The following is a 25,924-nucleotide window of genomic DNA, read 5'->3' as shown; positions in this document are numbered from 1 at the left end:
TATCGTTATAGGTTTTGTATTAAATTATATTTGAATTGATATAAAATCATCAATAATTAATAATCAAAAAACGAAACTAATGCTATTTTCAAAAAGACAGTTAATCATCTTTTTTCTTACTTTTTCTTTGCTTGGTGTAGCTCAAAAATCTGCAATTTACACTAGTGATTTACAAGACTATCAGAAAGCATTAACCTTATATAATAACAAACAATATAAAGCAGCACAGTCACTATTTGACGATATAAAGTCTAATACAGATGATGCTATATTGCAATCAGATTGCTCGTATTATATAGCTAATTGTGCGGTACGTTTAAATCAGAAAAACGCAGATGATTTAATTTTAGAATTTGTTGAAGAGTACCCAACTAGTACAAAACGCAATACCGCATTTTTAGATGTGGCTGATTATTATTTCGAAAATTCAAAATATGCCTATTCCCGAAAATGGTATGAGAAGGTTGACGAGTTAAGTATTGCTCGTTCTGAACGCGATAGATATAACTTTAACTATGGCTATTCATTATATTCTACGGGTAGTGAAAGGCAAGCCACAAAATATCTAAATAGAGTTGTAGACTCCAAGGAATATGGTTCACAAGCCAAGTACTACATTGGTTATATGGCTTATGAAGGAGATGATTATGATACAGCGAACGAATATTTTGATCAGGTAAGTGATAACGAAAAGTATAAAGAGAAGCTTTCCTATTATCAGGCAGATCTAAATTTTAAATTAGGAAAGTTTGAAAAAGCTATTAAATTAGCAAAAGAGCAATTACCAAACAGTAGAGGTGTCGAAGAATCTGAACTCAATAAAATCATTGGAGAAAGCTATTTTAATCTTGAAAAGTACACTGAAGCTATTCCTTATCTGCAAGCCTATAAGGGTAAAAGAGGAAAATGGAATAATACAGATTACTATCAGCTAGGTTATACCTATTATAAGCAAAATGATTTTGAAAAGGCCATCTCAGAGTTCAATAAAATTATAGATGGTAATAATGCTGTAGCACAAAATGCTTACTATCATTTAGGTGAGAGCTATATTAATTTAGACAAGAAGCAAGAAGCCTTAAATGCCTTTAGAAATGCTTCAGAAATGGATTATGATGCCAAGATACAAGAAGATGCCTGGCTAAACTATGCTAAAATCAGTTATGAAATTGGTAATCCGTATCAATCCGTACCACAGGTGTTAGCTGGTTATCTGAAAAAATATCCTGAAACGAGTTATAAGGAAGAAATTGAAACCTTACTCATAGATTCTTATATCACTTCAAAAAATAACAAAGAAGCTTTAGAATTATTAAAAGGAAAAACTAGTTATGAAAATAAAGTTGCTTACCAAAAAGTAGCATTTTTTAGAGGAATAGAATTGTATAACGAAACGGATTATAACGAAGCATTAGCATTGTTTAATAGTTCCTTAAAAGAACCAAGAGATCCTATTTATGTTGCAAAAGCAACGTTTTGGAAAGCTGAAACAGAATATAATCTCACTAATTATAATGATGCATTAATAGGATTTAAGCAATTTGCTGGTATGCCAGAAGCTAGTAGCCTACCAGAAAATGAAAACCTAAATTATAACCTAGCGTACACTTATTTTAAACTTAAGGATTACAACAAAGCTACTGAGTATTTTCAAAAATTCATCAATACGAATAGTGAAGACAGGCTTCGAAGAAATGATGCTTATTTAAGATTAGCCGATGGTTATTTTGTGTCAAGTAAATATGAGAATGCTATAAGTGCTTATGATAAAGCAATTCAAATAAACGAAATTGAAACCGATTATGCAGCGTTTCAAAAAGCTATGAGCCATGGATATTTAGGTAAGAGTGCAAAGAAAATTTCTGAACTCAAATTCTTTATTGAAGGTTATTCCAAATCGGCCTTACGCGATGATGCTATGTATGAGTTAGCCAATACTTATGTAAAGATTAACGATACAGATAAGGCCATGCAGATGTACGATCGATTAAATTCCGAATATAGAAGAAGCGCATTTACATCTAAGGCTTTATTAAGACAAGGGTTGGTGTATTATAATGCCAATGACAACGAACTTGCATTAAATAAGTTTAAAAAAGTTGCTAATGATTTTCCTTCTTCAGGTGAAGCGGTTCAGGCTGTTTCTACAGCACGCTTAATCTATATTGATTTAGGTAGAGTAGATGAATATGCAAAGTGGGTACAATCATTAGATTATGTTGAGGTTACTGATGTAGACCTAGATAACACCATGTATTTAGCAGCAGAGAAACCATATTTGGAGAATGATACAGACAAAGCCATACGTCAGTTTAATAAATATTTAAATCAATTTCCCAACGGAATACATGCCTTAAAGTCACATTTTTATTTGGCACAATTGTATTACAAAAAGGATTTATATGATAACGCACAACCGCATTACAAGTACGTGGTAGATGCATCTAAAAGTGAATATACAGAACAAGCAACTGTAAAACTCTGTGAAATCTATTTATCTAACTCAGATTGGGCAAAAGCAATTCCAACTTTACAACGCTTAGATCTCGAAGCTGATTATCCACAGAATGTGTTATATGCGCAATCAAACTTAATGAAAGCCTATTATCAAGCTGAAGATTATACTTCGGCTGATACTTATGCTGAAAAAGTGCTGACAAATACAAGTTTAGATAATAAGGTAAAGAGTGATGCTAAAATTATCATAGCGCGTTCAGCTATAAAAACTGGTGATAAAACTAAAGCGAAAGCAGCTTATGCAGATGTTGAGAAAATTGCAACAGGTAGTGTTGCGGCTGAAGCTTTATTCTATAACGGTTACTTTAAAAACAAGGAAGGTAAATATGAAGCGTCTAACACAACCATTCAAAAGTTAGCTAAAGATTACAGTAGTTACAAATATTATAGCGCTAAGGGATTAGTAGTTATGGCTAAGAATTTCTATGCTTTGGGTGATGCCTTTCAAGCGACTTATATTTTAGAAAGCGTAATGTCTAATTTCCCAGAATATGACGATGTTGTAGATGAAGCTTCTATTGAATTAAATAATATAAAAGCGGAAGAAGCTAAAACAAATTCATCAATCGAAACTGGCGATAATTAATTCGTTAGAGTACAATCAAAACATATAAAATGAAAATCAAGTTTTTAATTTTTATTCTTACCATATCGGTTTCTCTTTCTTTTATAAATGCTCAAGAAAGAACCAAGGATACTATAGACGATCAGGTGGTTAATGTGGTAAAGCCATATACTCCTACAATTTCTGATGCCTTTAAAATAAAGGATACACCAAAATTGAATGATTCTAACGCAGTGAAAAAGAAAGCAGTGAAGTATAATATATTTTCAATTCCTGTGGCATCAACATTTACGCCGGCTAAAGGAAAAGCAGCGACAGTAGACAAAGCTAGCGCAGTAAAATTATATGATAATTATGCGTCATTGGGTGTAGGTACCTACACCACGATATTGGGTGAAGTGTATTTAAATCATGAACTGAGTAGTACTGAAAATGTAGGCGGTTATTTTAGTCATCATTCATCTGCAGGAGGCATAGACGATGTAGTATTGGATAATAATTTTTCTAAAACAAGTCTCAATACTCATTACTCACAGAAGTTAAGAGATTTTTCATGGAAGATTGATGCAGGTTTCGATTTACAATCTTACAACTGGTATGGTTTACCAGAGGATTTTTATACCGATTCTGAAATAAATGATATTGACCCAAGTCATACATTCAATAGTTTTAACATTGGTGGTAAATTAAATTTTGAAGATGCTTTAGTAAATGACGGAAGTGTAAGATTTAGACGATTTGGTGATAATCAAGATTCTGGTGAAAATAGATTTATTGCTAAAACCAGTTTTGATATTCCTATTCAAGATCAGGACTTAAGCACAGAATTCTATATCGATTACTTAGGAGGTAGTTTTGATACTTCTTTAAATTCTAATGAAGAATTAAAATATGGTAATATAACATTTGGTTTAGCTCCTTCGTATCAGTTAAAACAAGATGATCTAACCGTAGATTTAGGTTTAAGATTGGTGTATTTAAATGATACCGAGTTCGATGAAAACAAGTTTTTTATATACCCAAATATTGAAGCAACGTATCGTTTAATTGATGAAATAGTCATTGCATATGGTGGTATAAAAGGCGGATTAATACAAAACTCATATTACGATTTTGCTAATGAAAATCCATTTGTTGCACCATCGTTATTTATAGCCCCTACAGATCAACGTTATAATGGTTTCATTGGATTAAAAGGAAAGCTCTCTAATAATGTAAGCTATAATATAAAGGGTAATTACTTTGCCGAAGAAAATAAAGCGCTCTACAAGGCAAATTCTATAAGTACAGATGTTGTGGAATTAGAAGATTACCAATACGGTAATTCATTTGATATTGTATACGATGATGTAACTACCTTTTCCGTAGCTGGAGAATTAAATATTGATGTCAACAGAAATTTCACTTTAGGTATTAAAGGAGAGTATTTTAATTATAGCATGGATGAGCAAGACGAAGCATGGAATTTACCAGATGTAACGGGCTCAATTTTTATGGATTTTCAAATTTCAGAACAGTGGTATACTGGTGCAAGTGCATTCTTTGTTGGTGAAAGAAAAGATCGACAAGACGTTACAGGAACTTTAATTTTTGTTGAGCCAATTTCAGCAACTTTAGATAGTTATTTTGATATCAATGCACATTTAGGATATAAGATAAGCGACCAGTTATCTGTTTTTGGTAAAGTGAACAATCTACTCAATCAAGATTATCAGCGTTATTTAAATTTCCCTGTACAAGGTATTCAGGTGTTAGCAGGAGCGACCTATCAATTTGATTTTTGACACGCAGTGTCTTCCTGAATTTATTTCAGGATTTCACATTCATTGAAGAGAGAGTCTTGCCAAATAATCGTAGTGGTCACCGTCTTTTACTTTTTCACAATCAAGACTTATAATGCTGCATGCTGTTTGCAATGTTTCGAAATCTAAATAGAGCCACTTCATCGGTGATTCTATTTCTCCCTTGTAACTTATAAAATAGTCAAGTTCACCAAGATAACCACTATTTAAATCTACCCATGTACCTCCATCTTCATCTTCATACATATATGAAATATCAGAAGAATCTATAAGTACCTGTCCCTTAGGTTTAAGTAGAGATTTTAAATGGTTCAGGTACCTGGAGACTTGAGATAGTTCCTGAAAAATTCCTGTGCCATTCATTAATAGTAAAATGGTGTCAAATTGTTTAGTTTCCTCTAATAATGCTTTACGTTCTGCGTGTAAAATTCCTCGTTGTTGCACCGCTTTTATAGCACCAAAAGATGAGTCTATAGCTTTAACCATAAATCCTTGGTTTTGAAGCCATAAGGCATGTGAGCCACCACCACAACCAACGTCTAAGATTGTTCCTTTAGCAAGTTTTAGGGCATGTTGTTCTAATAGTGGCATTTCAGTATAACTTCTAAATAAATAGGGAAGTGGTAATACATCTTTATCTGAGATATTGGTCCAGGTAAGAATATCTTCAGAATAATTACCGTTTTGATAATCTAATAATGCTTTTCCGAAGAGGTCTTTAAACATGGATTTTTAAGTATGAGTTTTTATTTTATCCCTATAGTATCAAGAACTTTAACTAAATTTGTTATATGCAGAACCAAATCAATAAACTTCCTAAGCGTGCCAAAGATAAGCATAAGGAAAACAAATCGTTTTTTGCGAAGCTAAAAAAGAAGCCGCCAAAGCAATTGGATTATCTTATGCAAGAATTACATAACGATGAATTTGAGCGCACAGATTGCCTGCAATGTGCTAATTGCTGTAAAACCACAGGACCACTTTTTACAGATAAGGATATACAGCGTATTTCTAAACATTTTAAAATGAAAGCGCAGCAATTTATTGAAACGTATCTCCGATTAGATGAAGAGAATGACTATGTATTACATTCAGTACCATGCACATTTTTAGGTGTAGATAATTATTGTTCAATTTATGAGGTGAGGCCAAAAGCGTGTAGAGAATTTCCGCATACAGATCGTAAAAAATTTCAGCAAATATCTAGTCTCACCTTAAAGAATATAGCTATTTGTCCGGCCGCCTTTAATATTGTCGAGGAAATGAAACGAAGAATTAATTAAAGAACAATTTTTGATGAATAAATTGAGAAAAAAGCGCATGAAAAAGATAATTATAAAAACCATTTTCTTTTTTTTTATTGTTCAAATAGGTCATTCTCAAGAATGGATGACATCTCTGGATATTGCAAAAAAATTGGCATTTGTTCAGAATAAAATGATACTTATGGTATGGGAAGAAACGACTCAGTATCAATATCCGGTTTTTGTAAATGACGATGAAGGGAATACTATTTATATTAGAGATTTGTTCACTAATGAAAAACTAAGTCCATTAATTTGGGAGCATTTTGTTCCGGTTATAGTAAATGAATATAAATATGAAGACCTTTATAACGAAGTCAAAGGTAAAAGAAAACAAAGCTATATAGATAAGCTCAATGATGATAGTATTAAAATAATGGATGTAAATGGAAATATTATTAATGTTTCCATGTCGTCATTCGATTTTGTGAATATTTCCAAACTGATTGAAAAATATTCCCTTAATACTGCTTATGTTTTTGCTGAATTGAAAAACTATATGGATGAGAAAGACTTCTATTCGGCCTATTATTTAGCTTCAAAATATTTAGACTTTTCATTATATACCAACAAAAAGATTAGACCAGAGATTATTGACTTATCAAATATCTATCTTAAAGAAGCTGTAGGATTTATTCAATCTGAAAAAGAAGAAGATCGCTTGATACTGCAGCAAAGGTGTGACTTACTTAAAATTCAGGAAGATTTAATTCTAAAACGACCTAAAAGAGTGCTTCGCCAATTAAGGAGAATGGATGCCGATACCATTGAAAACAGTAATGCGCCTTTAATAGCATTTTTATATTTTACGGCACATAAAATTTTAAAGAACGAAAATAAAGCTATAGAATGGAGGTCAAAAGTTTCTTTAGTAAATTTGAGGAAATCTAATTTGATTATTAATCTTAATTCTTAAGTTATTTGGAAACTATTATTAATTATTTCGAAACCATTCCATCCTCACATCGGAGTCTTATTCTGGTAGGTGGTTTGACGTTTTTCTGGTTACTAGAAGGAGGTATTCCTCTTTTTAAGTTTAATTACAAAAAATGGAAACATGCCATTCCTAATTTGTTTTTTACACTGACAACAATCGTTATAAACTTTGGATTAGCATGGTTGTTATTAGGCAGTGCGGATTGGGTCGTTAAGAATGAATTCGGAATTTTAAATTGGTTACCAACAATGCCGCTATGGTTATACGCTTTATTAGGTGTCTTATTATTAGATTTTTTTGGTGCATATTTAGCGCACTACGTTGAACATAAAGTAAAACCTCTTTGGATGGTGCATTTGGTTCATCATACAGATCATAAGGTAGATACGACAACAGCAAATAGACATCATCCTATAGAAAGCCTAATTAGGTTTACATTTACATTATTAGGAGTCTTCATAGTAGGGACACCAATAGCATTGATTATGTTATACCAAGCGATGTCGCTCATTTTTACACAGTTTACACATGCCAATATTAAAATGTCTAAAAGTTTAGATAAAACCTTGAGCTACTTTATTGTGTCTCCAGATATGCATAAAACGCATCATCATTACCGACTGCCTTATACAGATTCTAACTATGGAAACATATTTAGTATTTGGGATAGAATTTTTGGTACATATATGTACATGGATCGTGAAAAATTGGTGTATGGAGTTGATGTCTTTCCAGATGAGGTAAAAAATAGTAACATCAAAGACTTATTGAAACAGCCCTTTCAAAAATATGAAAAACCCACACTCTCTGCGGATTTGGAGAAATAAAATTGTTTTATTTAGTCTTATTGTCTTTATGAGCTGCAGTACTAAATCACAAATTGATATTCAAGGCCATAGAGGTTGCAGAGGTCTGTTTCCTGAAAATTCGTTGACAGCATTTAAGAAAGCTATTGAACTTGGGGTTCATACGCTAGAACTAGATATAGCTATAACAAAAGATAATCAGGTTGTAGTCTCGCATGAACCATTTATAAGTAGAACTATTTGTTATAATCCTTCTGGCGAAGAAATACCAGAAGCTATGGATATGAAGTATAATTTATATCAAATGACTCATAAAGAAATAAAACAGTTCGATTGTGGATCTAAAACTCATCCATCTTATCCAGAACAGAAAAAGCTGAAAACTTATAAGCCGTTATTAGCTGAAGTCTTCCAATTAACAAAAGCTATGCATTCAGATGTGAGGTTTAATATCGAAATAAAATCTAAACCAGAATACTATGGAATTTATACTCCACATCCTAAAGCGAATGTAAGGATTGTATTAGATGAAATTATCGAAAATGAGATGTTCAATCGAGTCAATCTTCAGTCTTTTGATTTGGTAATTCTGGAGGAAATAAAGAAGCAATCACCTAAAATGAAAGTGGCATTGCTTATACATGAAGGAGAAACTATTAAAGAGAAACTAAGTCAGCTTTCTTATCAACCAGAGATTATTAGTCCGTGTTATAAATTATTGAATTTAAATATTATAAGCGAATATCAATCCAAAGACTATCTCATTATTCCCTGTACAGTAAATACCAAAGAAGACATGGAACAAATGCTAAAATGGCATGTAGACGGTATTATTTCGGACTATCCAGATCAGTTGTTAGAAATGGTTTTAAATCAAGGTTATCAACAGACTTATTAACACAAATACGTATTTCCTCTATAAAAATTGTAGTTAGTGGAGTAAATTACATTTTTATAAATAAAACCAATTATGTTTGGTTTGGATTAATTAATTACTGTTAGGCTTAGACACACATTGTTTAACTTAATGGTTTTTTTATTTGAAAAATTTAATCAGAATTTGTTTAGTCGTTATCCTTCTTTTACTCTTAGGACTTTCACTTCAGGCACAAGAATCTTATGCCAAAATAGATAAGAACAGAAATATTCAGGCAGCTGGATTATTTCATGATTTAAATAAAACCAAAGACACTTTAATTCTTAAAAGTAAAAATAAGATTAGTTATCTGTATTCTATAAATAAAAACTATGGGAGAGAATTTGATTTTTACATAGATACAACATCTTATAAATTACCTTTAAATAAACTCACTGTAGGAAAGCATGTTTTAGTGGCAGTGCAATCGCCAAAGCGTATCGTTTTTGTGATTCACATTTTAAAAGATATTCCAAAAGAAAAACCGTTAGAAGTACAGACTGAAAAGCCAGTAGTTGCTGAAGTAACAAAAATTGCCTCAAACGAAAATGAAGAACGTTAGTTATTTGTATATTAGGTATTTAGTTCTCGTCTTCTTATAACTTTCTAAGTCTTCTTGCCAGCTCCTTTTAATTTCAGACTCACTTAGCCTAGCTTCAATTTGTTGCTGTAATTTTGCAGTTCCGGCGTGCACTGTAAAGTTAGCAGTGTTGAATACTTTAAATTTATCTTTAGCATTTTTATAAGCATCAATAACATACTTAAGTGTAAATTGCCTTCTAGTGTTTACTTTAGATAAATCTGCACCATAGCATACGTCATTGTTATGCTTCGGATATTTAGAACCGAAATTGGATTTTGGAGTATAGCTAAACGAATAATGTGTCTCATCTAAAAATGGCGCACCATAACGTTGAAACTGAAATTCTGTGCCACGACCTGCATTTATGTTAGTGCCTTCAAACAGACCTAAACTTGGATACAATATAATAGACTGATCGTTTGGTAAATTCGGCGAAGGTCTAATTGGTAAATTGTAAAAGCTATTGTGATTGTAATTTTTCATTTCAATAACTGTGATATTGCAAGTTACACCATTGCTTAGCCATTTTTCACCATTAACCATCCTGGCATATTCACCAATTGTCATGCCATGAACCAAAGGAATAGGATGCATGCCCAAAAAGCTACTGTGCTCTTTTTCTAATACTGGACCATCAACATAGTTGCCATTCGGATTTGGACGGTCTAATATTAGTAGTGGAATATCTTGTTCCGCACAAGCTTCCATCACATAGTGTAATGTAGAAATATAAGTGTAAAAACGAACACCAACATCTTGAATGTCAAAAATCATTACGTCTAAATCTTCTAATTGTTGCCTGGTTGGTTTTTTATGTTTGCCATGTAATGAAAAAATAGGTAAACCAGTTTTAGTATCGACACCATCTTTTACTAGTTCACCAGCATCAGCTTTTCCTCTAAAACCATGTTCTGGTGAGAATACTTTTTTAATATCTATATCTAACGCTAATAATGAATCTACTACATGCGTATAAAATTGGGTATCATTATTCCTCTCTTGATTTTCGCTTTTAAAAATCACAGAAGTTTGATTAGCTACTATACCCACGCGTTTTCCATTAAGCACAGGCAGATAGTCTTCAGTTTGATTAGCACCTACAATGACATTTTTGTCATCCTGAACTAGTTTCGGGATCTCATCATTAGAAGAGAGATCATTCTTCGTTTTAGAACCACAAGAAATTGCTATCAAAACAATCCCAATAGTTATTGGGAAAAACGTATTTTTGAATACCTTAAAACGCATATATAGGTTTGAATTTTGAGCTGTTTATAGCTAAACGTATTATTAGCAATAAAACGTATAAAAGTAGTGTTTCGGCACCAATTATTAAAATTGGTATCGCTGCAATTGCTATTGGTGTGGTTGTTATGCTTATTGCCATTGCCACAGGCCTTGGACTACAACAGAAAATTAGAGATAAAGTTGTGGCGTTTAACGGCCATATAGAAATTACTAATTATGATACCAACGCTTCTGACGAATCTCAGGTACCAATCACCACAAATCAAGACTTTTATCCAGAGTTTAATAGTGTAGAAGGTATTCGTCATATACAAGGTGTAGCAACCAAATTTGCAGTTATAAGGACAGAAACTGATTTTGAAGGTGTGATTGTAAAAGGTGTTGGAGCAGATTATAATTGGAACTATTTTCATGATTTTTTAATAGAAGGACGATTACCAGATTTTACTAAGGGACGCAATGAAGAAATTCTAATCTCTAAATACTTAGTGAATCGATTAGGTTTTAAAGTTGGTGATAAATTTCAAACCTTATTCGGTGAGAATTTAAATAAAATGCCTCGTATCATAAATTTCGAAATCGTTGGAATTTATAATTCTGGATTTCAGGAGTTGGATGAGAAATTTTGTATTGCTGATTTAAGACATGTTCAACGTCTTAATAAGTGGGATAAAGATCAGGTGGGTAGTTTTGAGGTATTCATTGAAGATTTTTCAGAACTCGAAACAATATATACGGAAGTCTACAAGGAAATTCCGTCGTTATTAAACGCCACACCAATCAATCAAAAATATTATACAGTATTTGAATGGATTAAAATATTTGATAATAATACTTACGGAATCATCGCTATAATGATTATTGTGGCAGGTATAAATATGATTACTGCTCTTTTGGTACTTATTTTAGAACGTACAACTATGATAGGTATATTAAAAGCCTTGGGTAGTTCTAATTGGAGTATTAGAAAAGTGTTTTTATATAATGCCTCTTATTTAATCGGTTTAGGGTTGCTATGGGGAAATATTATAGGCTTAGGTTTATTGTTTGCTCAGAAGTACTTAAAGCTCTTCCCACTAAACCCAGACACCTATTACGTTACGGAAGCACCAGTTTATTTGAGCTTAGATTATATAATACTGCTCAATTTAGGAACGTTTCTAGCATGCTTGTTAATGCTCTTAATTCCGTCAATTATTATTTCAAAAATCTCACCAGTTAAGGCGATTAGATTTGATTGATAGACTAAAATCAATTCAGATATTATTTTCAATACCATAGAATTGCTGTAAATTTGCATCGCAATTAAAATCTATGGAATACGCAGAGAATATATTAGGTACTATTGGTAATACTCCATTAGTAAAGATGAATAAAATGGTAGAAGAATTACCATGCCTTGTTCTAGCTAAATACGAAACTTTTAATCCAGGTAATTCGGTCAAAGATCGAATGGCTTTACAAATGATAGAAGACGCTGAAGCTGATGGTAGATTAAAACCTGGAGGTACAATTATAGAAGGAACTTCTGGAAATACTGGGATGGGTTTAGCTCTTGCAGCCATTGTTAAAGGTTATAAGTGCATCTTTGTTATAAGTGACAAGCAATCAAAAGAGAAAATGGACATTCTGCGTGCTGTTGGTGCAGAGGTTGTTGTTTGCCCAACAGACGTAGAGCCAGACGATCCTCGAAGTTATTATTCTGTATCTAAACGATTGGGTGAAGAAACTCCAAATTCTTGGTACGTCAACCAATATGATAATCCAAGCAATTGCAAAGCTCACTTTAAAACCACAGGACCAGAAATTTGGGAGCAAACAGATGGTAAAGTAACACACTTTATTGTTGGAGTTGGTACTGGAGGAACCATTTCTGGTGTTGGTAGTTATTTAAAAATGAAAAACCCTAATGTAAAAGTTTGGGGAGTGGATACCTATGGCTCTGTATTTAAGAAATATCACGAAACAGGTATTTTTGACGAGAATGAAATATACCCTTATGTCACAGAAGGAATTGGAGAGGATATATTGCCAGCAAATGTCAATTTTAATATTATAGATGGTTTTACCAAAGTAACTGATAAAGACGCAGCTGTTTATACACAGAAATTGGCTAAGGAAGAAGGGATGTTTTTAGGTAATTCTGCTGGAGCAGCGATTAAAGGAGTCTTACAATTAAAAGAACATTTCAAACCAGATGATGTTGTTGTGGTATTATTTCATGATCATGGCAGTAGATATGTAGGTAAAATGTTCAATGACGAATGGATGCGAAAAATGGGCTATATCGATTAAGAATTTAGAATCAAATAGAATAAAAAATCCTGAGACAACTCAGGATTTTATTTTTTTAAATATTGTGAAATAATTTAATCAATAGTTTTTACCCATTGATCCATAATTTCATCACCATTTTCTAGAGTTATAAACAGTTGTAATGTAATACCATTAAGATAGAAACGATAGGTGGTTTCGTCATTATTTTCTGCTGTAAAAGTAATTGTTGCAAACTCAGTATCTAAGCTAAATGCACCATTTTCGCTTCCAGTAGTAATCAATTCATAGTTGCCTTTATAATTACTCAGGCTATTATCATCTGTGATATTTAAAACTTCTTCGTCAATGGCTAAAGGAGTTTCGTTATTAAGTAATCTATTCTGTAAGGTCCATGTACCAATTAATGGATCAATACCAGATACATTAATGTCTGCGTCATCGCTTGTATCACAACTTATTATGGTTGCACAAGCGAATAAAAGTAAAAGTTGTTTTTTCATTGCCATAAATTTTAAACTAAAATTATATAAAACCCTTTAAATAAACAAGTTAATTAACAATCGCTATTCATTCTTGATTTTTTCCAGATAACTTAAGCTAAAATTTATTTTAAGTTCAGTCCACATTGGTAAATGGTCGCTAAGCTGAAACGTACGCCATTCTTTTTTGTAGTACTCTTTCTGTTTGATTTCACTTGCTAGAATAGCTTTAAAATCATCAATAGATTTTTGGCGTTTTTGTTTTTTTTCTGCCGTGGTTTCCTTGGCTTTTTTTACTTTTTGTTCTTCGATTTTATGTTCTAAATTAGCCTTCACGACTTCTTGATAGTCTTTAAACTGACGTGTACTAAAAACTCGGTTGTAATAGTTATAAGCGCCTGCACTATTAGGTTTTTTACCGTGGATGACTTCACCTTTTTTCTCCATAAAAGCAATTTGGTCGTAGTGTTTGGTCTGATACATATTAGATGGATTATCTTCAATACCTTTTGGTATTTTAAAACCATGCTTTTTTAAGGCTTTCATAGTTTTATGTTCTGGGCTGTAAATATTAAAATCACCTAATAAGATTAAGTTTTCATTATAACGTTTAGCTCGTTTTTTAATATTGGCAGCAATAGTGTCTATTTCTTCAATACGCTGTTTTAATTTTGTTCCTGAGTCAGATCCAAAATAGATATGAACCGTACACAATTTGAAATTAAACCAGCCAGATTGAAAACCAACTAAAAATGGCGTTCGTGCAAATTGTTATTCTTCACTAATAAGCTGGCTTTTAGTTAATACAATTTCACCAGCAATCTTTTCAAAAGACACACGGTTGGTATCATAAATATATGCCATACGTTCGCCATTACCAGAGCGTCCCTCGGTAACATCTGTCATTATATAATACCACTGATCACCCATAACATACATAAGCCGTTTAAAAGCGTAGAGGTCTTCATTGACTTCTTGGATGGCAACCAAATCGAAACTTGAAATAATTTCAGACATATAAAAAAATGCTTCTTTAGTCCTAGGTCCATAACCATATTGATTAGAATCAAAGTCTCTAATATTCCAAGTGGCTATTAGTACATTTTCATTAAATATTTTTTCTGGGATTCTGTTATCTAAGTCTTCTTTTAAACTAGTCAAACGCTTAATAACACGTTGACGTTCTTTTAATTCCTGGAAATCATGTTTTAAGGCAAAATAGCGCATAATGTTAAGGTTTTGATCTACAGACAATTTAAGCATAAAATCAATATGTTTTTATGCGTAGAACTACCTATTTTTTAATTTTTATTCCCGATGTTTTTTATTTAAAATTCAAATATTTATTTTCGAATAATGCAAGAAGACTTTCTTCATTACGTCTGGAAACATAAAGCATTTTCTACTGTATCATTAAAGACTACAGAAGGTGAGGCTATTACAGTAAAAAATTTAGGACTTCATAACCACAATTCCGGACCAGATTTTTTCAATGCTCAGTTGATTATTGATGATCAACTTTGGGCTGGGAATTTAGAAATACATCTTAAATCTTCAGACTGGTATCTTCATAATCATGAAACGGATAAAGCTTATGATAATGTTATTCTCCACGTCGTTTGGGAGCACGATTCTGAAATATTCAGAAGCGATAATTCTAAAATTCCTACTCTAGAATTAAAGGGTTATACAGATATAGATTTATTAAAAAACTATAAGTCGCTTTTAGCTTCAAAGTCTTGGATAAATTGCGAAGCAGACTTTCCAGCTATTGATGATTTTATTCTCAATAGTTGGCTTGAACGCATATTTATAGAGCGCTTAGAACGTAAATCTAAGGACATCGAACAATTATTAAAAAGCTCTCAAAATAATTGGGAAGAAGTAATGTTTAAGATGTTATTGAAAAACTTTGGTTTAAAAGCTAATGGCGAATCTTTCTTGAGCATAGCAAACTCTCTGGATTTCTCAGTTGTACGAAAACTCCAAAACAATACCATTGAAATGGAGGCATTGTTATTTGGTCAGGCTGGTTTGCTTAATGAAAATAAAGAAGATACTTATTTTAAGGAATTGAAGGAGTACTTTTCATTTCTTAAACAAAAATTCAGATTGAATAACCAAGGTGTCATACCAATACAATTTTTTAGATTACGACCACCAAATTTTCCAACCATTAGATTATCACAATTTGCAAGATTATATACTGTTGAGCCCAACCTTTTTTCTAAGATTATTACCATATCAAAGTTAGATGATTTATATGCATTATTTAGCCATGGTGTTTCAGAGTATTGGATGACACACTATACGTTTGAGAAAACATCAAAAACATCAAAAAAGTTACTTACCAAAACCTTTATAGATTTACTGATTATTAATACCATTATACCTTTAAAATTTGCTTATGCAAAGTCACTAGGACAATCTAAAGATGAACAAATATTTGAATTAATTACGGAAATTAAGATTGAGAATAATTCTGTAGTGAATAAGTTTTTGGATTTAAAAGCAATAGAAAAGACCGCTTTAAATTCGCAAGCTCTTTTAGAATTAAAACAAAACTATTGTGATAAAAATAAATGCCTACAATGTGCTCTTGGTAATAGTTTGATTGTTAAAAATTAAGTAAATTGCAACCATGACTTGGTTCTACTCCTTACTACTATATTTTCAGAAAAGAGGTTATTACGTGTGTCAGCGAATAGCTGACCGTTTGGGAATTAGAGCTAAAATAGTAAGAACGTCTTTTATGTATCTTACCTTTGTCACTGTAGGTTTTGGTTTTGCCTTATATCTATTCTTAGCTTTCTGGATGCGAATTAAAGATATTATTTACACTAAACGATCGTCAGTTTTTGATTTATGAAAGTAAAAAACCCTTTACTCAAATTATTTAAATCCAAAATATATACGGCGCTATTATTGTTAATATTTGTGCTTAGTATTGGTGTAATCGGTTTTAGATTAATTGCAGATTATGGTTGGATAGACGCAATTTATATGACAGTGATTACGATCACCACTGTTGGTTTTGAAGAAGTTAAACCACTAGATGCAAATGCCAAAATATTTACAGTTTTTTTAATATTATCTAGTGTAGTTATAGTAGGTTATGCCATTTCAATAATAACCGAATACATCCTTAGTAAAAATAATTTAGAAGACATAAAACAACGCAAAATGCAAAAGAAAATTGAAGGCTTGTCTAACCATATCATTATATGTGGCTTTGGGCGTAATGGCAAGCAAGCCGCTCGCAAATTATTAGCATATAAAAAACCTTTTGTAATAATAGAGCGCAATAAGGAAATTATAGAAAAGTTTAGTGAAGAAGACGTGCCTTTTGTTTGTGGTAATGCCAATGAAGATGATACGTTGTTCGAGGCTGGTGTAGAGCGTGCAAGTGTTCTAATAAGCGCTTTGCCTAGCGATGCAGATAATTTATTTGTGGTATTATCTGCAAGACAGATAAATGGTGAAATGACTATTATAAGTAGAGCATCTCAGGAAACTTCCTATAACAAATTAAAGTTAGCTGGGGCAAATAATGTTATACTACCAGACAGAATAGGTGGTGATCATATGGCATCTTTAGTTGTAATACCAGATTTAATTGAATTTATTGATAATTTGGGTATTGTAGGTGAAAGAAATATAAATGTAGAGGAGGTAAAAGTAGAACAGCTTTACGACACTAAAAATATCAAAACCATTAGAGAGTTAGATCTAAGAAAAAAAACAGGTTGTACTGTAATTGGTTTTAAGGATGAAAATGGTGAATATCTTGTTAATCCTGAAGCGAGCACAAGACTAGTTCCTGGGTCAAAAATAATTGTTTTAGGACGACCGGAACAAATTCACAAGCTGAATACGGAGTATGATATTGCTTAGGTTTTAAAACCATTTTAACGTCACTAACTTTAAAAACTCAATTTTTTTTAGCATCTTGTCGACTTTAAATATAAAACACTAACTAATAACTAAACTCATGAAGAAATATCTTCTTTCATTTTTTGCATTACTCTTACCGTTTTTAAATTTTGCACAAGAAACAACATCAGAAAAAATTGATAGAATTTTCAAAGATTATACAGGTTGGTTTGTGGATGGAATATTTTACGAAATTCCATTCTCCGAAACATACAAAATTCCATGGGTACTCATTGTTTTAATTGGTGGTGCATTATTCTTTACAATTTATTTTAAGTTTATCAATGTCACAGGTTTTAGAACAGCTTTTAAAGTTGTTAGAGGACAATATGAAGATATTGAAAAACATGGTGCTGATACTTTATATGGAGATTCTACCCCAAATGAGGGTGGAGATATCATCGAAACAATAAGAGATGAAAGTGCTGATGGTGAAGTTTCACATTTTCAAGCACTTACAGCGGCTTTATCTGCTACAGTAGGTTTAGGTAATATTGCTGGTGTTGCCGTAGCCTTATCTATTGGTGGTCCAGGAGCTACGTTTTGGATGATTGTCGCGGGACTATTAGGTATGGCATCGAAGTTTGCAGAATGTACACTTGGTGTTAAGTATAGAGATGTGGGAGATGACGGAACGGTTTATGGTGGTCCAATGTACTATCTAACCAAAGGTTTAAAATCAAAAGGCATGGGAGGATTCGGAAAAGTGCTGGCTGTAATCTTTGCAATCTTTGTTATAGGAGGTTCGTTTGGTGGTGGTAATATGTTTCAAGCCAATCAGGCCGCTGCGCAATTTGTAAAACTTTTTGACTTAGAAGCTTCTTCTAATGCAGGTTTATATTTTGGGCTTGTAATGGCAGGTTTAGTGGCAATCGTAATTATTGGTGGTATTAAGCGTATAGCTAAGGTTACTGAAAAAATTGTACCATTTATGGCAGGTATATATGTGTTAGCTGCCTTAATTATTTTAGGAGCAAATTTCACGTTGATAGATGATGCTTTTGCACTAATTTTTGAAGGAGCTTTCTCTGGTCTTGGTATAGCAGGTGGATTAGTAGGTGTTATGATACAAGGAATTCGCCGTGGCGCATTCTCAAACGAGGCTGGTGTAGGGTCTGCTGCTATAGCACACTCTGCTGTTCGTACTAAATATCCAGCTTCAGAAGGTATTGTGGCTCTTCTTGAGCCTTTCGTAGATACTGTTGTAATTTGTACTATGACTGCTTTGGTTATTGTAATTACCAATTTTGATGGTTCATTTATGGAATATGGTGTAGAAGTAAAAGAGGGTGTAGAAATTACTGCAACTGCTTTCGATTCTGTAATTCCGCATTTCTCAATCGTCTTAACAATCGCAGTTATATTATTTGCATTCTCAACTATGATTTCATGGTCGTATTATGGTATGCAAGGTTGGGTATTTTTATTCGGAAAAGGTAAAAAAACCGATTTGGCATATAAAGTATTATTCTTATTTTTTGTTGTGGTAGGTGCGTCTATTAGTTTAGGTGCCGTAATTAACTTCTCTGATGCGATGATTTTTGCAATGGTAGTTCCAAATATTATTGGTGTTGTATTATTATCTCCAATAATTAGAGGAGAATTGAAGAAGTATTATAAAGCAATCGCTGTTAAGGATGACGCAATCGAAGATGGAGCAGATGATTTAAACGAGATTCTTTAAACGAAAGTTAAACATATGAAATCCCATTTCCAGTTTTCAAATAAGCAGCGGAGTGGGATATTTTTATTGGTGTTAACTATAGTTGTTGCTCAATGCGTTTATTCTTTTGTTGATTTTTCTCATGATGTAGTTCCAGAAAGTCAAGATGAAATAGATGCTTTCAGAAGTGAATTAGACTCTCTTAGGCTTGTAGAAATTGAAAATTCTAAACCTAAAATCTATCCTTTTAACCCAAATTATATAACGGATTATAAAGGGTACACTTTAGGGATGTCTAGCGAAGAAATAGATAGACTTCACAAGTTTAGAGAAACTAATAAATGGGTAAATTCTGCAAAGGAGTTTCAGCAGATAACGAAAGTTTCAGATTCATTATTAGCAGAAATGTCACCTTACTTTAAATTTCCAGATTGGGTGACTAATCCCAAACCTAGAAACAACTCTTTTAGCAATTCATACGCTAATAATACTCCAAAGACTTTTGCTCAAAAAATAGATTTAAATAAAGCTACATCTAGTCAGCTTCAGAAGATTTATGGTGTAGGAGAAAAGTTATCCGAAAGAATCATAAAATACAGAAGTAAATTTAGAGGTGGTTTCATTGCTGATGTTGAGCTCTTAGAAGTTTGGGGATTATCTCCAGAGGTAATTGAGCGTATCAAAAATGATTTTACAGTAAAATCACCAAGATCAATAAAAAAGTTCAATCTGAATACTGCAACTAGAGATGAATTAGTAACTATACAATATATAGATTACGACGTAGCCAACAATATTATTGAAGAACGGACTCTAAGAGATGGCTTTAAATCTTTAGAAGAATTAACAAAAGTTGAAGATTTTCCAGTCAAGAAGATCGAGATAATTAAGTTATATTTGCATTTGTAAAAAAAATTGCGATAAATGTCTGATTTATATTTCACAGAAGAACATAATTTATTTAGAGAGAGTCTTAGAGAATTTCTACAGAAAGAAGTAGTGCCACATATTGATAAATGGGAGGAAACGGGACATATTGAACGCTTTATTTGGAAGAAATTTGGAGATATGGGGTATTTTGGCTTGGCAACACCTGAAGCATATGGCGGATTGGATTTAGACTTGTTCTATACCGTCATTCTTTTAGAAGAAATGCAAAGAATAAACTCTGGTGGCTTTGCGGCAGCGATTTGGGCGCATGCTTATTTAGCAATGACGCATCTTAATAAAGAAGGCAATCATGAGCAGAAAGAAAAGTATTTAACTCCAAGCGCCTTAGGCGATGCTATAGGTTGTCTATGTATCACTGAACCTTTTGGAGGAAGCGATGTTGCAGGTATGCGAACTACAGCTGTGAAGAAGGGAGATACCTATGTGATTAACGGTTCAAAAACGTTTATTACAAACGGTGTTTATAGTGATTATTTAATTGTAGCTGCAAAAACAAATCCTGAACTCGGAAATAAGGGGATTAGCATTTTTGTTATAGATAGAAAAACCCCTGGAGTTTCTGCTACTAAATTAGAAAAGTTAGGATGGAGAGCTTCAGATACGGGGGAAATAGCTTTTGATAATGTGATTATCCCTGCTTCAAATTTAATGGGAGAAGAAAATCAAGGCTTTCCATATATCATGCAACATTTTGCTTTAGAGCGATTAATTATGGGAGTCAATGCACATGCTAGAGCAGAATATGCTTTGGAATATGCGAAACAATATATGAGTGAGCGAACAGCATTTGGTAGAACAATAGATAAATTTCAGGCGTTAAGACATACTTATGCAGAGTCTGAAACACAGATGGAAATTTGTAAACAATTCAACTATTATGTTGCAAAACGACTAGACATGGGAGATTATGTAGTAAAAGAAGCTACAATGTCTAAGTTACAATCTACTAGAATGGCAGATGAAGTGATTTATCAATGCCTTCAGTTTTTAGGAGGTTATGGATACATGGAAGAATATCCATTAGCGCGTATGGCTAGAGATAGTAGACTGGGACCAATTGGTGGTGGTACTTCTGAGATCCTTAAAGAAATAATAGCTAAAATGGTAATAGACGATAAAGATTACAAACCAGTAACTTAAGTTTTTTAAAAATATACTAAGTCAAAATCCTACATATGTGTAGGATTTTTTGTTTCTTATTATAAATAATTTCAACCAAATGAGTTATATTTAAACTATTGCGAAAAATTTATGAGTCTCAAATCATTTTCAGAATATTTATCATTCGAGAAGAAGTATTCTCCTCATACCATCTTGGCATATATAAAAGATGTTCAGGAGTTTCAAGATTTCCTTGATGACAATCACGATTCAATAGATATATTCAAAGCTAAATACTCAGAAATAAGACAATGGATTGTTGAATTAGTAAATACAGGTATTTTGAATAGATCTATTAATCGCAAAATTTCCTCATTAAATGGATATTACAAGTTTTGTCTAAAAGTTGAGATTATTAGTTCTAATCCGCTTAATCAACACAAAGCACTAAAAGTTGGTAAATCCGTTCAGTTACCTTTTTCAGAACATGAATTAAAGGATGTTATAGAAAACTCTATAACGGTTAATGATTTTGAAAGTGCAAGAAACAGATTAATCATAGAGTTGTTTTATGCCACAGGCATTAGACGAATAGAATTAGTGAATATCAAAATATCAGATATAGACTTTAGTAGTAAAATATTAAAAGTTCTTGGAAAACGTAATAAAGAACGCTACATTCCATTAATTAACCCCGTTATTAGCACCATAAAAGAGTATTTAAAATACCGTCAAGAACTTTCTGAAATAAGGGATAGTGAAATTTTATTATTAACTATAAAGGGTCTTAAAATTTACGAAATGCTTGTTTACAGAATAATAAATAAGTATTTTAGTATTGCATCGAGTAAAGCCAAATGTAGTCCTCATGTCTTAAGGCATTCGTTCGCTACACATTTACTCAATCAAGGTGCAGATTTAAATGCTGTTAAAGAACTTCTTGGACATACCAGTTTAGCAGCAACGCAAGTTTATACTCATAATAGTATAGATGAATTAAAAAAGGTGTATGCAAATGCGCATCCAAGAAATAAGGGCTGAATTAATATTTAGTCTGATACAAGCTGTGTATAACTAATTAATGTTGCACTAAAGTTTAACTTAAAAAGAAATGTATGAAAGTAAACACTCAATCTGTAAATTTTACAGCAGACAAAAAACTTATCGACTTTGTTCAAAAGCGAATGGATAAATTAGACATGTTCTATGATAAAATCATTCAATCTGATGTATATTTAAAAGTTGAAAATACCAGTGATAAGGAAAACAAAGTTTTTGAAGCTAGGGTAAGAGTGCCTGGTGATAGTTTTGTGGTTAAAAAACAATGTAAAACATTTGAAGAAGGTGCTGATGTAGCTATTGCGTCGTTAGAAAGACGGATTAAAAAGCGAAAAGAAAAATTAAGAGCGCACAACTAGTAAAATTTTTTCAAAAATGTTTTGAATAAAAAAATAAAACACTACATTTGCAGTCCGTTAGAAATAGCGGACTTTTTTATGGTCTTTTTTTGAGGTCAGAAAAGTATAAAAGCCGATATAGCTCAGCTGGCTAGAGCAGCTGATTTGTAATCAGCAGGTCGTGGGTTCGAGTCCCTCTATCGGCTCTTTTAAAAGTTCATAAAATAGTGATTTGGGGAGATACTCAAGCGGCCAACGAGGACAGACTGTAAATCTGTTGTTTTTTAACTTCGCAGGTTCGAATCCTGCTCTCCCCACAATGATTTTTTAACGAAGTTTTGCAAAAGTTAAGTTTTTGTAGCTACGAAAAAATCTTTGGATTGTTTTGTTAATCCAGGATCGCCGAGCAAAGCGAGGTAATCTAAACTTTGAAATATTGAAAACCATTAATTAAGAAGACTTAATTATAATGCGGGAGTAGCTCAGTTGGTAGAGCGTCAGCCTTCCAAGCTGAATGTCGCCGGTTCGAACCCGGTCTCCCGCTCTAATATTCCTGCGAAGGCAGGAATTTCACAGTTGTGAGAATTTAAACACTTTACGCCGGTGTAGCTCAGGGGTAGAGCGTTTCCTTGGTAAGGAAGAGGTCACGAGTTCAAATCTCGTCATTGGCTCTTTTTTCTAAGATAGAATTAGAATAAAATTGAACACTAATATTAAATAAGATTAAATAAATTAAACATGGCAAAGGCAACTTTCGATCGTTCAAAACCACATTTAAACATTGGTACTATTGGACACGTAGATCACGGTAAAACAACTTTAACTGCTGCTATTACTAAAGTATTAGCTGATGCAGGTTTATCTGAAGCGAAGGATTTCGATCAAATCGACAACGCACCAGAAGAAAAAGAAAGAGGTATAACAATTAATACTTCTCACGTAGAATATGCAACAGCAAATCGTCATTACGCTCACGTTGACTGTCCAGGTCACGCGGATTACGTAAAGAACATGGTTACTGGTGCTGCTCAAATGGATGGTGCTATCTTAGTTGTTGCTGCAACAGATGGTCCTATGCCACAAACTCGTGAGCATATCTTACTTGGTCGTCAAGTAGGTATTCCTCGTATCGTTGTATTCATGAATAAAGTGGATATGGTTGATGACGAAGAGTTATTAGAATTAGTTGAAATGGAAATCAGAGATTTATTATCATTCTACGAATATGATGGTGATAATGGTCCTGTAATCGCTGGATCTGCTTTAGGAGCACTTAACGGTGAGCAAAAGTGGGTTGATACAGTAATGGAATTAATGAAGAATGTAGATGAGTGGATTGAAGAACCTGTTCGTGATATGGACAAGCCGTTCTTAATGCCTATCGAAGATGTATTCTCTATTACAGGTCGTGGTACTGTTGCAACTGGTCGTATTGAGACTGGAGTTGCTAACACGGGTGATCCTGTTGAGATTATTGGTATGGGTGCTGAAAAATTAACATCTACTATTACTGGTATTGAAATGTTCCGTCAAATTTTAGATAGAGGTGAAGCTGGTGATAACGCAGGTATCTTATTAAGAGGTATTGAAAAAACTCAAATCTCTAGAGGTATGGTTATTACTAAGCCAGGTTCTGTAACACCACACTCTAAATTCAAAGCAGAGGTTTATATCCTTAAGAAAGAAGAAGGTGGACGTCACACTCCATTCCATAATAACTACCGTCCTCAGTTCTACGTACGTACAACTGACGTAACTGGAAATATCCAATTACCTGATGGTGTAGAAATGGTAATGCCTGGAGATAACTTAACTATCACAGTAGAGTTAATCAACACAATTGCAATGAACGTAGGTTTACGTTTTGCTATCCGTGAAGGTGGTAGAACAGTTGGTGCTGGTCAGGTAACTGAAATTTTAGACTAAACTATAAAAAGTTAAATAGTTAATTAAGGTGTTCCGATTTTTCGGAACGCCTTGATTATTATTTACGGGTTAGCTCGTTCCGGTAGAAATAAATCGGTGAAAAGAGTGAAACTCAAATACGGGTTTAGCTCAGTTGGTAGAGCACTGGTCTCCAAAACCAGGTGTCGGGAGTTCGAGTCTCTCAACCCGTGCAAAGTATAATAAGCTAATTTAACAGCTTAAAAATATAATAACAAATGGCAGTATTAATAACATATGTAAAAGAGTCGTTCGAGGAGTTAAAGAACAATGTGTCTTGGACACCTTGGCCAGAGGCTCAAAGACTAACAGTGATTGTTGCTGTGTTCTCAATTATTTTTTCACTGGCTATTTGGGGAGTAGATACTGTTTTTAGTAGAGCAGTTAAAGCTTATTTTGATTTTTTAAACTAACAATTATACAAGAGCGAAGATGTCTGATAAAAAATGGTATGTTGTTAGAGCCGTAAGTGGTCAAGAAAATAAAATTAAAACTTATATCGAGAATGAAATTTCAAGATTAGGTTTAGAAGATTATGTTGATCAGGTTTTAGTCCCAACAGAAAAAGTAATCCAAATCCGAAATGGAAAGAAAATAAACAAAGAGAAAGTTTATTTTCCTGGATACATAATGATTCAAGCTAATTTAAGTGGTGAGATTCCTCACATCATTAAATCTATTACTAATGTAATTGGTTTTTTAGGTGAGACAAAAGGCGGTGATCCTGTACCATTAAGACAATCTGAAGTTAACAGAATGTTAGGTAAGGTAGATGAGTTAGCTATTGAAGCAGATGCAAACGTAGCTATTCCGTTTACAAAAGGTGAAACGGTTAAAGTTATTGATGGACCATTCAACGGATTTGATGGTACTATTGAAAAGATAAACGAAGAAAAGCGTAAGCTAGAAGTAATGGTGAAAATATTCGGAAGAAAGACACCATTAGAGTTAAGCTATATGCAAGTTGAAAAGTTATAATAATTGTTACAATTAAAGAAAGCGTAATTGTCTATGCTTCCAATTATAGGCAAACGCATTAAATTTTAGAAAATGGCAAAAGAACTAGACAAAGTAGTTAAGTTACAAGTTCGGGGAGGTGCAGCGAATCCATCGCCACCGGTTGGACCCGCTTTAGGTGCCGCTGGAGTAAATATCATGGAGTTCTGTAAGCAGTTTAATGCTAGAACCCAAGATAAACCAGGTAAAGTATTACCTGTGGTAATCTCTGTTTTCAAAGACAAATCATTTGACTTTGTAATCAAGACTCCACCAGCAGCAGTACAATTATTAGAAGCGGCCAAAGTAAAGAAAGGATCTGGAGAACCTAACCGACGTAAAGTAGCAAAAGTAACTTGGGATCAAGTTAAAGCGATTGCTGAAGATAAAATGCAAGATTTAAATGCATTTGAAATCGGATCAGCTATGAAAATGGTAGCTGGTACAGCAAGATCGATGGGTATCACCGTAAAAGGAGGTGAAGCTCCAAACTAAATTTTTAGAA

General features: G+C 33.1%; 26 protein-coding genes and 5 tRNA genes. 26 read left to right on the top strand and 5 right to left on the bottom strand.

All coding sequences use genetic code 11. The annotated features are described in order from the left end of the window. Nucleotides 1–79: 79 nt before the first annotated feature. Both ACTG3Y_RS04145 and ACTG3Y_RS04140 read left to right on the top strand, forming a co-directional pair. Nucleotides 80–3,103 (top strand): tetratricopeptide repeat protein, encoded by a 3,024-nt coding sequence (locus ACTG3Y_RS04145; RefSeq protein ID WP_439151663.1) that lies wholly within the window; start codon nt 80–82, stop codon nt 3,101–3,103. 29 nt (nt 3,104–3,132) lie between these two features. Then, on the top strand, nt 3,133–4,866 hold the full coding sequence (locus ACTG3Y_RS04140) for a TonB-dependent receptor (RefSeq protein ID WP_439151662.1): 1,734 nt from the start codon (nt 3,133–3,135) through the stop codon (nt 4,864–4,866). A 39-nt stretch (nt 4,867–4,905) separates the two neighbouring features. Here the strand turns inward: ACTG3Y_RS04140 and ACTG3Y_RS04135 are convergent, their stop codons facing one another. Then, nucleotides 4,906–5,610: a class I SAM-dependent methyltransferase gene (locus tag ACTG3Y_RS04135; RefSeq protein WP_439151661.1), complete on the bottom strand. Its 705-nt coding sequence runs from the start codon at nt 5,608–5,610 to the stop codon at nt 4,906–4,908. Nucleotides 5,611–5,675: 65 nt separating this feature from the next. Here ACTG3Y_RS04135 and ACTG3Y_RS04130 point away from each other — a divergent pair, with 65 nt between their 5' ends. The 5 genes from ACTG3Y_RS04130 to ACTG3Y_RS04110 all read left to right on the top strand — a co-directional run bounded on the left by ACTG3Y_RS04130 (nt 5,676) and on the right by ACTG3Y_RS04110 (nt 9,409). Beyond that, entirely contained in the window at nt 5,676–6,167 is a 492-nt protein-coding gene (locus ACTG3Y_RS04130; RefSeq protein WP_439151660.1) for a YkgJ family cysteine cluster protein, read from the top strand. 37 nt (nt 6,168–6,204) lie between these two features. Further along, entirely contained in the window at nt 6,205–7,104 is a 900-nt protein-coding gene (locus ACTG3Y_RS04125) for a hypothetical protein (RefSeq protein WP_439151659.1), read from the top strand. A 5-nt stretch (nt 7,105–7,109) separates the two neighbouring features. Further along, on the top strand, nt 7,110–7,952 hold the full coding sequence (locus tag ACTG3Y_RS04120) for a sterol desaturase family protein (protein WP_439151658.1): 843 nt from the start codon (nt 7,110–7,112) through the stop codon (nt 7,950–7,952). Beyond that, nucleotides 7,915–8,829 carry a glycerophosphodiester phosphodiesterase family protein gene (locus ACTG3Y_RS04115; RefSeq protein WP_439151657.1) on the top strand — a complete coding sequence of 305 codons (915 nt, stop codon included), beginning with the start codon at nt 7,915–7,917 and terminating at the stop codon, nt 8,827–8,829. Before ACTG3Y_RS04120 ends, ACTG3Y_RS04115 begins: the two co-directional genes overlap by 38 nt. Before the next feature lie 142 nt (nt 8,830–8,971). Beyond that, nucleotides 8,972–9,409, top strand: coding sequence for a hypothetical protein (locus ACTG3Y_RS04110; RefSeq protein ID WP_439151656.1), 438 nt, complete (start codon nt 8,972–8,974; stop codon nt 9,407–9,409). Here the strand turns inward: ACTG3Y_RS04110 and ACTG3Y_RS04105 are convergent, their stop codons facing one another. Continuing rightward, nucleotides 9,410–10,678, bottom strand: coding sequence for an exo-beta-N-acetylmuramidase NamZ family protein (locus ACTG3Y_RS04105; protein WP_439151655.1), 1,269 nt, complete (start codon nt 10,676–10,678; stop codon nt 9,410–9,412). It abuts the gene before it with no gap. 8 nt (nt 10,679–10,686) lie between these two features. Here ACTG3Y_RS04105 and ACTG3Y_RS04100 point away from each other — a divergent pair, with 8 nt between their 5' ends. Together ACTG3Y_RS04100 and ACTG3Y_RS04095 are read left to right on the top strand one after the other, a co-directional pair. Then, entirely contained in the window at nt 10,687–11,919 is a 1,233-nt protein-coding gene (locus ACTG3Y_RS04100) for an ABC transporter permease (RefSeq protein WP_439151654.1), read from the top strand. Nucleotides 11,920–11,992: 73 nt separating this feature from the next. Beyond that, a complete protein-coding gene (locus ACTG3Y_RS04095) occupies nt 11,993–12,973 on the top strand; it encodes a PLP-dependent cysteine synthase family protein (RefSeq protein ID WP_439151653.1) in 981 nt (326 codons plus the stop codon). Between the two features lie 74 nt (nt 12,974–13,047). Here ACTG3Y_RS04095 and ACTG3Y_RS04090 read toward each other — a convergent pair whose 3' ends face one another. The 3 genes from ACTG3Y_RS04090 to ACTG3Y_RS04080 form a co-directional block, all read right to left on the bottom strand. Next, complete coding sequence (locus tag ACTG3Y_RS04090) at nt 13,048–13,455, bottom strand: hypothetical protein (RefSeq protein ID WP_439151652.1); 408 nt, start codon at nt 13,453–13,455, stop codon at nt 13,048–13,050. Nucleotides 13,456–13,518: 63 nt separating this feature from the next. Beyond that, nucleotides 13,519–14,148 (bottom strand): hypothetical protein, encoded by a 630-nt coding sequence (locus ACTG3Y_RS04085; RefSeq protein ID WP_439151651.1) that lies wholly within the window; start codon nt 14,146–14,148, stop codon nt 13,519–13,521. A gap of 57 nt (nt 14,149–14,205) precedes the next feature. Continuing rightward, nucleotides 14,206–14,661, bottom strand: a complete 456-nt coding sequence (locus ACTG3Y_RS04080) for a hypothetical protein (RefSeq protein WP_439151650.1) — start codon at nt 14,659–14,661, stop codon at nt 14,206–14,208. Between the two features lie 129 nt (nt 14,662–14,790). Here ACTG3Y_RS04080 and ACTG3Y_RS04075 point away from each other — a divergent pair, with 129 nt between their 5' ends. From ACTG3Y_RS04075 to rplK, 17 genes are all read left to right on the top strand, one after another. Next, complete coding sequence (locus ACTG3Y_RS04075; protein ID WP_439151649.1) at nt 14,791–16,062, top strand: DUF2851 family protein; 1,272 nt, start codon at nt 14,791–14,793, stop codon at nt 16,060–16,062. Between the two features lie 13 nt (nt 16,063–16,075). Then, a complete protein-coding gene (locus ACTG3Y_RS04070) occupies nt 16,076–16,303 on the top strand; it encodes a PspC domain-containing protein (RefSeq protein WP_439151648.1) in 228 nt (75 codons plus the stop codon). Beyond that, complete coding sequence (locus ACTG3Y_RS04065; RefSeq protein ID WP_439151647.1) at nt 16,300–17,328, top strand: potassium channel family protein; 1,029 nt, start codon at nt 16,300–16,302, stop codon at nt 17,326–17,328. The genes ACTG3Y_RS04070 and ACTG3Y_RS04065 overlap by 4 nt, the downstream gene beginning before the upstream one ends. A gap of 97 nt (nt 17,329–17,425) precedes the next feature. Beyond that, complete coding sequence (locus ACTG3Y_RS04060) at nt 17,426–19,051, top strand: alanine/glycine:cation symporter family protein (protein ID WP_439151646.1); 1,626 nt, start codon at nt 17,426–17,428, stop codon at nt 19,049–19,051. Nucleotides 19,052–19,066: 15 nt separating this feature from the next. Then, entirely contained in the window at nt 19,067–19,939 is an 873-nt protein-coding gene (locus tag ACTG3Y_RS04055) for a ComEA family DNA-binding protein (protein WP_439151645.1), read from the top strand. A gap of 15 nt (nt 19,940–19,954) precedes the next feature. Continuing rightward, nucleotides 19,955–21,121 carry an acyl-CoA dehydrogenase family protein gene (locus tag ACTG3Y_RS04050; protein WP_439151644.1) on the top strand — a complete coding sequence of 389 codons (1,167 nt, stop codon included), beginning with the start codon at nt 19,955–19,957 and terminating at the stop codon, nt 21,119–21,121. A gap of 111 nt (nt 21,122–21,232) precedes the next feature. Further along, on the top strand, nt 21,233–22,123 hold the full coding sequence (locus tag ACTG3Y_RS04045) for a tyrosine-type recombinase/integrase (protein WP_439151643.1): 891 nt from the start codon (nt 21,233–21,235) through the stop codon (nt 22,121–22,123). 74 nt (nt 22,124–22,197) lie between these two features. Next, complete coding sequence (gene hpf, locus ACTG3Y_RS04040; RefSeq protein WP_439151642.1) at nt 22,198–22,500, top strand: ribosome hibernation-promoting factor, HPF/YfiA family; 303 nt, start codon at nt 22,198–22,200, stop codon at nt 22,498–22,500. A gap of 111 nt (nt 22,501–22,611) precedes the next feature. Next, nucleotides 22,612–22,685 (top strand) — tRNA-Thr (locus ACTG3Y_RS04035). Between the two features lie 28 nt (nt 22,686–22,713). Further along, a tRNA-Tyr gene (locus ACTG3Y_RS04030) sits at nt 22,714–22,796 on the top strand. A gap of 154 nt (nt 22,797–22,950) precedes the next feature. Then, nucleotides 22,951–23,023: transfer RNA gene (locus ACTG3Y_RS04025), tRNA-Gly, on the top strand. 55 nt (nt 23,024–23,078) lie between these two features. Further along, nucleotides 23,079–23,150, top strand: a tRNA-Thr gene (locus ACTG3Y_RS04020). Nucleotides 23,151–23,217: 67 nt separating this feature from the next. Beyond that, nucleotides 23,218–24,405, top strand: a complete 1,188-nt coding sequence (gene tuf, locus ACTG3Y_RS04015; RefSeq protein ID WP_439151641.1) for an elongation factor Tu — start codon at nt 23,218–23,220, stop codon at nt 24,403–24,405. Nucleotides 24,406–24,523: 118 nt separating this feature from the next. Beyond that, nucleotides 24,524–24,596 (top strand) — tRNA-Trp (locus ACTG3Y_RS04010). Between the two features lie 45 nt (nt 24,597–24,641). Further along, the gene (secE, locus tag ACTG3Y_RS04005; RefSeq protein ID WP_439151640.1) at nt 24,642–24,836 is read left to right on the top strand and encodes a preprotein translocase subunit SecE; all 195 of its coding nucleotides are present in this window, start codon (nt 24,642–24,644) and stop codon (nt 24,834–24,836) included. Between the two features lie 19 nt (nt 24,837–24,855). After that, nucleotides 24,856–25,401, top strand: coding sequence for a transcription termination/antitermination protein NusG (nusG, locus tag ACTG3Y_RS04000; protein ID WP_439151639.1), 546 nt, complete (start codon nt 24,856–24,858; stop codon nt 25,399–25,401). A 72-nt stretch (nt 25,402–25,473) separates the two neighbouring features. Beyond that, the gene (gene rplK, locus ACTG3Y_RS03995) at nt 25,474–25,914 is read left to right on the top strand and encodes a 50S ribosomal protein L11 (protein ID WP_411767705.1); all 441 of its coding nucleotides are present in this window, start codon (nt 25,474–25,476) and stop codon (nt 25,912–25,914) included. Nucleotides 25,915–25,924: the final 10 nt, after the last annotated feature.

This window comes from Winogradskyella sp., from assembly GCF_965656915.1.
In the GTDB taxonomy this organism is placed as follows: Bacteria; Bacteroidota; Bacteroidia; order Flavobacteriales; family Flavobacteriaceae; genus Winogradskyella.
Note: the sequence above shows the minus strand (reverse complement) of the source record. Positions and strands in the feature narration are given on the sequence as shown.